General features: G+C 43.7%; 10 protein-coding genes. 4 read left to right on the top strand and 6 right to left on the bottom strand.

What is annotated here, in order from left to right; all coding sequences use genetic code 11:
- Positions 1-122: 122 nt before the first annotated feature.
- Together PNK_RS06415 and PNK_RS06420 are read right to left on the bottom strand one after the other, a co-directional pair.
- Positions 123-2243: a class I SAM-dependent methyltransferase gene (locus PNK_RS06415; RefSeq protein ID WP_059061057.1), complete on the bottom strand. Its 2121-nt coding sequence runs from the start codon at positions 2241-2243 to the stop codon at positions 123-125.
- Between the two features lie 8 nt (positions 2244-2251).
- The gene (locus PNK_RS06420; protein ID WP_059061059.1) at positions 2252-4015 is read right to left on the bottom strand and encodes an FAD-binding oxidoreductase; all 1764 of its coding nucleotides are present in this window, start codon (positions 4013-4015) and stop codon (positions 2252-2254) included.
- Positions 4016-4251: 236 nt separating this feature from the next.
- Between PNK_RS06420 and PNK_RS06425 the strand changes: the two genes are divergently transcribed.
- Entirely contained in the window at positions 4252-4737 is a 486-nt protein-coding gene (locus PNK_RS06425; RefSeq protein WP_079992948.1) for a DUF6790 family protein, read from the top strand.
- Between the two features lie 93 nt (positions 4738-4830).
- Positions 4831-5100, top strand: a complete 270-nt coding sequence (locus PNK_RS06430) for a GIY-YIG nuclease family protein (RefSeq protein ID WP_059061063.1) — start codon at positions 4831-4833, stop codon at positions 5098-5100.
- A 59-nt stretch (positions 5101-5159) separates the two neighbouring features.
- Here PNK_RS06430 and PNK_RS06435 read toward each other — a convergent pair whose 3' ends face one another.
- The gene (locus PNK_RS06435) at positions 5160-6107 is read right to left on the bottom strand and encodes an antibiotic biosynthesis monooxygenase (protein WP_059061065.1); all 948 of its coding nucleotides are present in this window, start codon (positions 6105-6107) and stop codon (positions 5160-5162) included.
- 25 nt (positions 6108-6132) lie between these two features.
- Positions 6133-6654: a nucleoside deaminase gene (locus PNK_RS06440; RefSeq protein WP_051981986.1), complete on the bottom strand. Its 522-nt coding sequence runs from the start codon at positions 6652-6654 to the stop codon at positions 6133-6135.
- Between the two features lie 288 nt (positions 6655-6942).
- On the opposite strand from PNK_RS06440, the gene PNK_RS06445 reads away from it, so the two are divergent.
- Positions 6943-7599 carry a rhomboid family intramembrane serine protease gene (locus tag PNK_RS06445; protein ID WP_032125653.1) on the top strand — a complete coding sequence of 219 codons (657 nt, stop codon included), beginning with the start codon at positions 6943-6945 and terminating at the stop codon, positions 7597-7599.
- 652 nt (positions 7600-8251) lie between these two features.
- Positions 8252-9403, top strand: a complete 1152-nt coding sequence (locus PNK_RS06450; RefSeq protein ID WP_059061067.1) for an NADH:flavin oxidoreductase/NADH oxidase — start codon at positions 8252-8254, stop codon at positions 9401-9403.
- 87 nt (positions 9404-9490) lie between these two features.
- Here PNK_RS06450 and acs read toward each other — a convergent pair whose 3' ends face one another.
- Together acs and PNK_RS06460 are read right to left on the bottom strand one after the other, a co-directional pair.
- Positions 9491-11383, bottom strand: coding sequence for an acetate--CoA ligase (acs, locus tag PNK_RS06455; protein ID WP_059061069.1), 1893 nt, complete (start codon positions 11381-11383; stop codon positions 9491-9493).
- Positions 11384-11518: 135 nt separating this feature from the next.
- Positions 11519-11785, bottom strand: a complete 267-nt coding sequence (locus PNK_RS06460) for a GlsB/YeaQ/YmgE family stress response membrane protein (RefSeq protein WP_032125655.1) — start codon at positions 11783-11785, stop codon at positions 11519-11521.
- Positions 11786-11867 lie beyond the last annotated feature (82 nt).

The raw sequence follows: 11867 nt of genomic DNA on the forward strand, positions 1-11867 counted from the left end.
GGCAGATTGAGCAGGCACTCAAAATTTTAGAGAGCTAACCCAAAAACTCAGTACCTATTTAAATGATAGGCATTTATTTTTCAAAAATAATCCCGGCTCATTCGAGCCGGAATTATGGAAACTTATTCGTGGATATATTCAATATTGGCTAATTGAATCGTTTGCTGAAATTGCTTTAGTGCAGAAAGATGAACTTGATATGTCAGGTAATGCTTTTCTGCCGGATCTTGCAGTTTTTCTGTCTCGTAAATCAATCGAGCTCCTTCAACAGCTGGCCGCTCTTGCTTATTGACTAAGATATCAATGGAGATTTCTTTCTGCCCACCAATTTCTAACACTTGCAATGTCGCAGCCTCCGATAAATAGCCACAAATCTGAGTGAAGGGTTTGTAGCGGGGCATGGAAACAAGCTTGTGGCCATCTGGTGTTTGATGAATCACCTGAATTGTTTGGTTTTGATGGTAGCGTTCATCTTTTTCCCTTTCCCATCTTGCTGTAATGATATCCAGTTCATTATTGGGATCAGCAATCAAGATTTTAATCGTATCAGGTTCCTGGTTGCCTTCTGCTGTGTAGAAGGCTTTAATAGGTGCTGAAATAATAGCCTTAGCGATGAAGCCAAGGCTTACCCCCACTGCACTAAAAGCGCTTGCCAATTTTGTTCCAAGGCTTTCAGGCGCATTCCAAACGCAGCTCCACATGCTCTTCATTTTGCCAATGTAGTCATACATGTAAAAGGGCGTGTGATCAATAAAGTCTGAATACTCTTTTTCATTCTGAGCATCAAATCTCTCCAATGCCGTTAAGTTGGCCACAGTGCGCCATTCGCTTCCATGCTTCCAACGAGCGATGCAGGCGCTTGGTAAATTCGTCAGCGCACTCAAGCTGCACTGAATAGTTGTCGTGGCAAGAATAAACAAATTCATCGCCATGTTATCTGAAAATAGCAAATCTTTCAGCTTCACATCGTTATCGTTTATAGACTCTTTTAAAAATTGATAGAAATGGCGCCAATGCTGCCGCATATGTCCAACATAATCGAAGGCATAGCTGTGATGATCTTGAATAAATTCGGCATACTGCTTTGAAAAGCGCACATTTCCCCATTCAATCCATGTTGCCCATGTCCCATTTTTAGGACGTGTACAGTCATTGCGATAGCTGATGGCTTGTTGGAGCTCTTCTAAGTTCGTCGGAGCCTTCACAAATGCCAACATCGCATTTTCTGTGGGATCACCAGGCAAAACAAGAGCCTTATCCGAGATACGCGTAAAGCCATGCGTTTGCATTAACTGGACCCACTCTTCGCTGCTTTTAAACTCGCGCACTTCTTTGCTTTCCACTTCCCAGCTAACGCCATCAGAGGCATTGACAAAGCTATGAACGACAGATGCAATGGCCCTTAAGTCTTCTTTAGGCAACTGAGCCGCCCCTGCTTGATCTGCAACATTATGCTCTCGAATGAAAATGACTCCGCCCGGTCTTAGCTTGCTATGCATCGATTGAGTAAAAGGCTCTACTCGATCGGCCGGAATGTGATGCAGTCCGCCCACACACGCGATCATGTCAACGCTTCCATCAGCAACTTCATCGCCAATTGGCCGATGAGTTTTTTCCGGATTTAGAAAAGGATCTTCACAGTCGTTGTCATTTAAAGCCACATGCTGCTTATAAGGATAAGACCCTAATAAGGCGCCTGCTTGAATGCGATCTCCAAATCCAATCTCTGGACTATTACAAACAGCAATGACAGAGCCATTCAATGGCAGCTTGGCTGTTTTGCGGATCGTATCGACGTAGCGGCGATCATAAATTTCCAGGTAATCGCAAAACTTCTCTTTTCTAAATCCCTGCATGAACTCAGCAACTTGACTGCCCATCCCCTTCTTCAACACAAAGAGCGACCACAATTGTTTCAGGGATGAAAAGTTTTTCTTGGTTGTATGAATTTGAGCAACCAACTCTGTGTAGACTTGTTCATCTGTTTTTGTTGGATCTCCAAGCAAGTTTTCCATCAAGGCCAGAACTTTCTTTTCGTCTAGACGATAGAAAATCGTTTTAAGAAACTTTACAAATTCCCCTTTCATCTGATTCGAGGTTTGAAAAACACGTCTAAAATCCGAAGGAGGTTGCACATCGCCGCGCGGAAAAAGAGGGGACACATTCATTTGCGATTGAACAGGCTGTATGTCTTGATTGACAGGAACAATTGGATTAACGGTTGCTGCGCTTATGTTAAGCATTCTCTCTCCTAAGTTACGTCGTAATATTTTTGTGTATGACCATTGCTAAACACATGAGTTGGGTCATACTGTTGCTTAAGTCTTCTTAGATTTGCAACACGCTCTGCGCCATAGCATTGTTCGAACTGCTCTTGCGTTGCATAAGGCATGTAGGCCTGATAATAGACATCCCCTTGTGTGACAAGGTATTGATTGACCTCTTGAATCCAATTCTTTGTGCGCTCAATTTCCTTCTCCGTCTTCAATTGGCTAAAGCAGATGACGACGGCATAACGGTCCTGCTCTGCATATGGCAAAACGGAGATATTATCTTGTGGAGTTGGCCTAATCGTCGCATTGACCAAGCGCACTTCATTGGCTTTCAATTGAGCACCTAAAAATCTGAGGAAATTCGGAAGATTTTCTTCCTTGATAAAATACTCTTGCAGCCACTGTGCATGTAAATTAGAGTTTTGAAGCATTCTAAAGGCATTGATTGGCGGATGAAGCGCTTCATTGCGCGTCAGTTTCCTTCCCTCAAGCATGACCTGCCTTTCTTTACTCCAAAATTTATTGATCAGTCTTCGCGTGGTAAAATAAGAGAGGCGGCTAAGCGCTTGAAGAGCAATGCGCTCAATTCTTGTTCCAGCTTTCGGTTCTGGTGTAAAATCTTGTGTCAACACTGGAATTGCTTGCTGTGCTTCGGCAACAGCGGTGTCTTTCTCATAAGTGACCATGCACACCTGGCGAAGCGGATTCCCATCCAAATTATCGAGCACAAGCCGTCCGCCAAATAAAGGAATATCTTGGTCTTTAATATGCGTCTTGTAATGGGTGATAAACTCATCCAAACTCACTTCGGTTGTTTTCTCAATCAAATGCTCGTTCGCTGTTAACTTCAATCTGGCACTGACAATGACTCCAAAATAACCAAGCGTTCCAAACATGCATCCAAACATCTCGTCATCGGGCGTCAACGTACGTAAGTCGCCATTAGCATCAATGATGTCGAGCGACTCAACCGTTGAGGCAATTGCCCCGTCTTTATGCGCCCAGCCATGACAGTTAATGCCAATCGATCCACCCACAGTAAAAAGATCTGAGGCCTGCTTGACAATGACAGACATCCCTCTCTTATTCGCTTCGATCTGAATTTCTTCCCACGTCGCGCCGGCTTGCACAGTCGCTGTCTGATTATCTTCGCTAAATGTCAAAGACTTTAATCGACTCATATTAATCACGAGGCAGTTGTCGTTTGCAGGAACCGTCTGAGCACCTTGGCTCATTCCAGCGCCAATGACCGAGACTTGTTTATTTTCTCGCTTGGCTTGCTTGACAAGTTCCTTTAACTCTTCAACGCTCTCTGGATATTGAATGCCTTGCCCAGGTATTTCCCTTCCATACTGCGTTTCAACACCGAAGGGTCTAATGATTCTATTCGACTTAATATTCTTAAGAAACAAGCCAGAGACTCCATCTGCAGAGCGGATGCCAAGAGGTGAAAACAAAATGCCTAAACAAAACTTCTCAATTTTCTGACTATTTTTATGGAACTTTTGACTCGCAACCTGATCGCTTCGCGAAAATGGAATCGATAATAATAGTTTGGGAACCCGTTTGAATAGTAACTCTAATGCTAAAAAAGTTGGGAAGACTGTGACACTCATGAACCTGGATAAAAGATGGCAGCTAGCAGTCAGAACTAAACTATTGCTATTCTCACCCTTAATAATAAGGTCTTCTATTCCCCTCGCTACTGAAGCCGAAGGATTGCAAATGAATGACTCTCCCATAACATCTCTCTAATTTATTATTTAAATATAAAATAAATAAAATTAATTTAATTAATATTAAAATAATATTAAGAAAACATAAATCAAATTATTAGTTGCAACATTTATCCCAGTCAGGTTGAGGATAAAATCTCTGGTAAAGAATGTAAGAAAAAACTATGACATTTGATTTAAGTCTGAGTTCCTCTAAGCGCAATACATCCAAAACTCAGGTTATAAAGGAAAGGAAAAAGGAAATGATTCCAATCATCTTATGTCTATGTGCATTGATCTGCAGTTTCATTCATTTGGTCGTGAAAAAAGAGTGGAATAAAAAAGTAGAGATTATTCTCTCTTACCTCATTTTTTTTAATATAGGCATCATGGGACTCTTGGGTTTTTATGCTCATACAGCTATATCTTATGAAACAGCGACCTTAATTGGATGGCCTCCTGGTAATCCTTTTCAACAAGAGGTGGCGGCGGCCAATCTGGCTTTTGGCATTTTAGGTATCATGGCTTTTAGCTATCGCAGCACATTTTGGCTGGCAACGATCATTGGACAGTGCATTTTTCTTTTAGGTGCCTTAGTTGTACACATTGTCGACTATCTACAGCGGGGAAATACTGCTCCTGAAAATTTTGGTCTCTTTGTTTGGACAGATGACCTAGTCATGCCGCTCATCTACCTAGCTCTTCTTTATTACTATATGAGAGAGTATCCTCACAAAGAAAGCGTTTGAAGAGAATGAATGAGAAGTCCGCATGCCATTTAAGAGATGAATCTTAATCCTCTCGCAGATATACTCTCAGTTCAAATGACGAAAAGGATTGACATGCCAGGGGATGGGTGGGAAGTGTACATGATTCAAACGCGTTCGGGAAAGCTGTACACAGGCATTAGCAAAGATGTTCAGCGCCGCTTTAACGAACATCAAAAACAACAAAATGGAGCGCGCTTCTTTAAACTATCGGCTCCTGAAAAAATCGTGTTTCGCGAAGAACATGTCAATCGTTCCGAGGCGACAAAACGGGAAATTTCCATCAAAAAAATGAGCCGCCAAGAAAAGCTTGCCTTGATTAAAGCAGCTGATGAAGTGGAATGACTCTCTAAAGATCAGAAAAATTTAGAAGGGGCACTTGCTCTCTACTTTCAAAAAAGCCCTCATAAGAGATGCCACAAAAGAGCTATTTCAGCCGCATAAAGCCCCATCACTAACAAAAATCCACCAAACGTCACCGCTCGATTGCGATTGCTACTTGGGATCAGCCACCAGCTTAATAACCAGATGGCAAAGGGCATCAGCGGCCAAGCAAGTAATGTCACACTAATCGCATTGCCAATGAATGTGCCAAGAGCCATATTGAGCTTAGCTGTCCATGGTGAAAGATATTTGAGCTCAAGCATGACGACCGGAAAGAGAACCAATAGAACCAACATAGTTTGCTTCCAGACAGCAGGCACGACTCCCTCTTTTGCGATCGAAGAGAACCAGCCCGCATAGGGAGTTATGATGCGATGGCTTTCAAGCGACGAAATCAACGACGTCGACTCTTTTAAAACCTCATGCCGTTCTGGCGAAGAAAGCCAATGATCTAGATTTTCAGGCGTGTCAAATTGTAAAAGGGTAATCCAATAGCGCCCTTTACTTGTATTAGGCGACTGGACATACATTCCGCGAAAACCTGGAAACTTCGACTCGGCTTGGTGAATCTTTGCAATCCATTCACGATAAGCCTCTTCATGCTCCAAAGCTATCTGAGTGACGAAGACTTCGGTTACTCCTCCTTGCAAATGAGATGCTCCTGTCTCGATCTCTTGAATGGCATTTTGCCCTTCCTTACCCAAAAGCCCTTTCAATTCCTCTCGGAGTTTCAACCGATCCGGCGAGGCACGCCATGCCACAACATCTTCCGGGTCATGAAAGCGCTGCACAAGGGTCCAAATGGGAGTTTCTTTTTCAAGCGAAGATAAAATTTCCAGGCTGACAAATCCAGGAAATTTGGCAATGGCGGTATTTAGTTTGGCTTGCCAATCGCTAAATGCCGCCTTGGACTTGGGAGGTACCTTAACTTTAGTTGTGAAAATGGTGATCTTGTCGGTTGCTGTCATAAAATACCCCTACTATTTGCTAAGATTAATAATGGCCGTGGCCTGGCATACTAGCAAACTCTTTCCAGACTTCAACAGCCTCTGGACGCATCTTTTCAGAAAATTGAATACGGCGATCCTTTGAGTCTTTGCGCAATTCATCCAAGATGTCGGTATCTTGGAAATTTCCGTATTTCAGCGCATCATCCATTGTCGCACCATAGAAAATATGATCGATATGCGCCCAATAGGCCGTAGCTAAACACATCGGACAACACTCAGCGCTTGTGTATAAAATGCATCCTTCAAGATGAGGTGTTCCAAGCTTTTTACAAGCCTCGCGAATTGCCTGCATTTCAGCATGCCATGTCGGATCTTTGTGCTTAAGAACTTGATTGTATCCTTCTGCAATGATCTTGCCATCTTTCACAACCACGGCCCCAAATACACCGCCCGTCTTTTCAATAATTGAAGCGCGCCGGCTAAGTTCGATGGCTCTTTGCATGAATTCTTCTTTAAATTCTTTTTGATAGTCTTTGTGTTTTTGTTTGCTTAGTGTGCTTACCATAGTTTCCTCCAATAAATTTTACTTTTCTCCAAACGCTTAAAAATGCCTTTGCATATAAAATTCACCCCAGCATCACGAAGCAATGCTTTTTGCTCGCTGATGCAAGTTTCTGAGCATTACCTATCGGGATTAGATCAGAACACTTGTATGTTGTCAATTCATCAACATTTTATTTTAAAAAGATCAGCAAGATCCTTGTCTGAACTATAAAAAAATGGATCATAGACAAAAAATTCGCTTTATCGCCATGATCAATTTTTTTATTACCTTAAATCGAGAATTCTTTTTATGATGCCTCTTGGAGATGATAATTCGTCTAGAAAAAGCACCCCTTATGTCACTTATATTTTGCTGGCTTTGAATATTTTATTTTTTTTCGCAGAACTGCAGGGAGGAATGGAGTTTATTCAGCGCTGGGCCTTTGTTCCAAGCAGATTCTCGGCCCATCCTTGGAACAACGTCATCACCTTGTTTACATCCATGTTTATGCATGGGGGTTGGATGCACTTGGCTGGTAATATGCTTTACTTGTGGATTTTCGGAGACAATGTCGAAGATCGGTTGGGGCGATTTAAATACATTCTTTTTTATCTTTTAAGCGGGCTAGCAGCGACACTAGCCCAATACGTATTCGTTCCCGATTCTACCATTCCAAACCTTGGAGCCTCAGGAGCAATCGCTGGCATTCTCGGCGCTTATATTCTTCTTTACCCAGGCCAAAAAGTCAAAGTCTTAGTGGGACAATCCATTGTCTTAATGCCAGCCCTCGTCGTCATAGGAATCTGGATTTTTTTACAGTTAGTGAGTGGTGCAGGAACCCTCTATTCGGTCAAAAATGACGAGGGAGGAGTGGCCTACATGGCCCACATTGGCGGCTTCTTTGTAGGATTAGCCCTGGCTTTCATTTTTCGAAAAACAGAAGGTAATAAACTAAGCCATCCATAGGATCCCTGCTACCATAAATGTGAATCGCAAGTAGGATGGCAGATAATTCGGCCTTTTGCCCTCATGTGATTTAGGAACTGTGAGAAAGGCAAAAATGAAATGGAGTGCAGAAGAGCGATTGATTTAGAATTTTGGATTCATCCATTTGAAATTTAAGCTTTTTACAATTAGACTCCTTCCTTGATAGCAGATCTCAAAACCATGCGACTTATCATTCTAATTCTGATTGAATTTCAATATATTAACACCGAAAACCTTATCCCCTTTGACTACCAACCATGAGATTGACCCAGTTTCTTCCTTTTAGAGTCTCTAAAACCCACTTTTTACTCATTGGAATAGCCATAGGAATCGCAAGTCAACGCATCCCCGAGGTCAAACTCTATACCGACTACATTCTTCAGCACGTAAATGGCTCTTTCGACGTGCAATCGCTTATTCTACTCTTCCAAAAATATAAGAACCCTCTCTTTATCCCCTGAGTCTCTTGAATCCAACCGTTCGCAAAACTTCACTCGCAAAACGAGCAAGACCCCTTATCCATACGGATTTACACGCAATCATCGCCTATTTAGAGGCTAGGCAAAAAATGAAAACCCCTTTATAAGACGGAAAAGCTCTTATTTTATTGGAAAAGCAAAAGGGAAAAGCCATGAATCCATATTTTGACAAAGAACCAAGACATCATGCAGGCTGCCAATCAGAAGTCGACCATGATCGCAGTTTTCCAGATTTTGATTTATTAAGTCCTTTAAGCATTAGGGGTGTTAAACTCAAAAACCGTATTGCCGTCTCCCCTATGTGTCAATACTCCTCTGAAAATGGATTCGCAGATGATTGGCATCTCGTTCACTTGGGTAGCCGAGCCGTTGGCGGTGCCGCATTGGTTTTCACCGAAGCCACAGCCGTAACAGCTCAAGGGCGTATTTCGCCAGGAGATCTTGGAATTTGGGATGATAAACAAATCGAGCCGCTCGCACGCATTGCCGCCTTCATCGACCGCATGGGCTCAATTCCAGGCATTCAACTTGCGCACGCAGGACGTAAAGGAAGTTGCGCCGTCCCCTGGCTTGGAGGGCATGGCTTATTGCCGACCGAGGGTGGATGGCCTATTGTAGCCCCAAGCGCGGTTGCATTCTCCGAAAACAATCCCTTACCAAAAGAATTGGACAAACAAGGCATTACCGAAATCAAAGAGGCCTTCAAAAGAAGTGTCCACCGATCCCTAAAAGCCGGATTTCAAATCATTGAAATCCACTCAGCCCATGGGTATTTACTTCACGAATTTCTTTCGCCTTTAAGCAACCATCGGACCGATGAGTATGGCGGAGGCTTGCAAAATCGCATTCGATTGCTTTGCGAAGTAGTCGAAGATACACGCTCCATCATTCCACCAAGTATGCCTCTTTTTGTTCGCATTTCAGCAACCGACTGGGAAGAAGGAGGATGGGACTTGGAGCAGTCTGTTACGCTTGCTAAAAGCCTATCATCGTTAGGAGTCGATCTCATCGACACATCCACTGGTGGCTTAGTCCCACATGCCAAAATTCCGGTTGGGCCTAATTACCAGGTTCCTTTCGCAGCTCAAATTCGAGAAGAGGCTAAAATCCTAACTGGAGCCGTTGGACTGATAACCGATCCTCATCAAGCCAATGACGTCATTACCTCCGGAGAAGCCGATCTTGTATTTTTAGCCAGAGAGTTTCTACGCGAGCCTTACTGGGCCCTAAAAGCGGAATACGCCCTCAACCAAGCTCCTTCATGGCCCACACCATACGGTTATGCAGTCCGCCGCCGTAAATGAAGGCCTAAGATAGCAATCCAGGGCTCCCAGTTTAAACCTGCGGAGCTCTTGCAAAAAAAGTCCGGCACCCTCCCCCATGGATGATGCTCAATCCTCTTCATACTGAATTTTAAGCTCATTCATGATTAGCGGATCGGCAAGCGTCGTGACATCTCCGAGGATCCGTCCTTCTGCAATGTCCCGAAGCAGGCGTCGCATGATTTTACCACTTCGTGTTTTGGGAAGGTCGCGAACAAAAATAATTTTTTCTGGTCTTGCAAGGGCCCCGATTTTTTCAACAACGTGATGCTTCAAAACCTCAGCTAGGTATTCTCCTGGCTCAAATCCTTCCTTTAAAGAGGTAAAGGCCGCAATGGCTTGACCCTTGATAGGATGGCTGATGGCAATGACGGCGGCTTCTGCAACGCTTGAATGATCCACTAAAGCACTTTCCACTTCGATACTTCCAATACGATGGCCTGACACATTAATCACGTCATCAACTCGTCCCAATAGCCAATAATAGCCGTCTTTGTCGCGATTAGCCCCATCACCCGTAAAATAGTAGCGGCCATTCCATTTTTTCCAATAGACTTCCTCGTAGCGCTCAGGGTCATTATAAATCCCTCTTAGCATCGAAGGCCAAGGCGAAGTCACGACCAGATAGCCAAAATTAACATCCATTCCTTTATCGTTAAGAATGGCAACATCTATTCCGGGAAGGGGAAATGCCGCACTCCCGGGCTTTAGAGGCGTAAATCCCGGCAAAGGTGCAATCATGATACTCCCCGTCTCAGTCTGCCACCAGGTATCAACGATCGGACACTTTTCCAGACCCACATGCTTATAATACCACATCCAAGCCTCCGGATTGATAGACTCACCAACAGATCCAAGCAGCCGCAAAGAAGAAAGATCGTGCTTCTTTAACCACTCTTCACCCCATTTCATAAACATTCTAATGGCAGTCGGTGCAGTATAGAGAGTCGTGACTTTATGCTTCTCGATTAACTTCCAAAAACGATCGCGCTGAGGCCAATCAGGAGCCCCTTCATACAAAAGCTGAGTCATTCCATTGGCAAGCGGTCCATAAACGACATAACTATGGCCTGTGATCCAGCCAATATCGGCGGTACACCAATAGATATCGGAAGGCTTAACATCAAACACCCATTTAGTCGTCGCCGCCACGCCCACCATATAACCGCCTGTCGTATGAACAATTCCCTTGGGATGGCCGGTCGTGCCAGAAGTATAAAGGATAAAAAGCATGTCTTCTGCGTCCATCTCCACTGCCAGACATTGGCTAGAAGCGTCTTGCATCAATTGATCATACCATAAATCCCTTCCAGGTTGCATAGGAATGGGTTCTTTAGTGTGTTTGATGACGATAGTATGCTCAACACTCGGACACTCTTGCAGGGCAATGTCGACAGCTTCTTTTAATTGGATAACTTTGCCTTTGCGAAATCCACCATCAGCCGTAATGACAAGCTTTGCTTCGGCATCATTGATGCGGTCTTTTAAAGCTTCAGCCGAAAATCCGCCAAACACGACAGTATGCACGGCTCCAATGCGTGCACACGCCAGCATTGCAGCAACCGACTCTGGAATGAGGGGAAGATAAAGAGCAACCCGGTCCCCCTTTTGAATGCCGAGGGATTTAAGAACATTGGCTAGTTTACAGACTTCTGCAAAAAGCTCTTCGTACGTTAAGGTTTTAACCTCTCCGCGTTCCCCTTCCCAAATGAGCGCTTTTTTATAGCGCGTCTCGGTTCCCATATGGCGATCGAGACAGTTATAGCAAGCATTGAGCTTACCGCCTACAAACCATTTAGCGTGAGGTGGCTGCCATTGCAGGACTTGATTCCAAGTTTGAAACCAATGAAGAGTATTGGCCTGCTTAGCCCAAAAAGCTTCACGGTTAAGACTTGCCTCTTTAAATAATTCTAAAACTTGAACATTGGATTGATTTTTAGGCTGTTCCGAAGAAAAAAACACCGATACTTACTCCATAATATTATATTAGGAACTATATTACCGAGTAAGCACTGAGATCTCAACAAGTTTTATAAGCAAAGGCATGCGATGCACACATGCATAGGCCGGTTTTTATACAAAACTGCAAGCTCTCTTTTACCTGTCCTGATTCTCCACTTCCTTGCGGCCAAAGCGATTATATAAAAAGAGAAGAATCATCGCCCCGACCAATGACATAAAAAACCCGGCAGATTGATCCTGCCGATAAACGCCAAGCGTATCGCCAATGAATTTTCCAACGACAGCTCCTCCAATTCCAAGAAGCGTTGTGAGAATAAGGCCTAGAGGATCTCTTCCAGGCATGAGGGCTCGTGCAAAAAGTCCTACGATAAAGCCGATTACAACCGTACTAATGATTCCCATGACCCCTCCCACTTTGATTTTACCAGAGCCTGCTAAACAATCTTCATTAGGCTCTAATCTTTTCTCAAAAACGAATGATGCC

It is taken from the genome of Candidatus Protochlamydia naegleriophila (genome assembly GCF_001499655.1).
GTDB lineage: Bacteria > Chlamydiota > Chlamydiia > Chlamydiales > Parachlamydiaceae > Protochlamydia > Protochlamydia naegleriophila.

What these genes read in the sequence shown, in the direction of transcription:
- PNK_RS06415 (WP_059061057.1), bottom strand. Translation starts at nt 2,243, where the DNA reads ATGCTTAACATAAGCGCAGCAACCGTTAATCCAATTGTTCCTGTCAAT.
- PNK_RS06420 (WP_059061059.1), bottom strand. Translation starts at nt 4,015, where the DNA reads ATGGGAGAGTCATTCATTTGCAATCCTTCGGCTTCAGTAGCGAGGGGA.
- PNK_RS06425 (WP_079992948.1), top strand. Translation starts at nt 4,252, where the DNA reads ATGATTCCAATCATCTTATGTCTATGTGCATTGATCTGCAGTTTCATT.
- PNK_RS06430 (WP_059061063.1), top strand. Translation starts at nt 4,831, where the DNA reads ATGCCAGGGGATGGGTGGGAAGTGTACATGATTCAAACGCGTTCGGGA.
- PNK_RS06435 (WP_059061065.1), bottom strand. Translation starts at nt 6,107, where the DNA reads ATGACAGCAACCGACAAGATCACCATTTTCACAACTAAAGTTAAGGTA.
- PNK_RS06440 (WP_051981986.1), bottom strand. Translation starts at nt 6,654, where the DNA reads ATGGTAAGCACACTAAGCAAACAAAAACACAAAGACTATCAAAAAGAA.
- PNK_RS06445 (WP_032125653.1), top strand. Translation starts at nt 6,943, where the DNA reads ATGATGCCTCTTGGAGATGATAATTCGTCTAGAAAAAGCACCCCTTAT.
- PNK_RS06450 (WP_059061067.1), top strand. Translation starts at nt 8,252, where the DNA reads ATGAATCCATATTTTGACAAAGAACCAAGACATCATGCAGGCTGCCAA.
- PNK_RS06460 (WP_032125655.1), bottom strand. Translation starts at nt 11,785, where the DNA reads ATGGGAATCATTAGTACGGTTGTAATCGGCTTTATCGTAGGACTTTTT.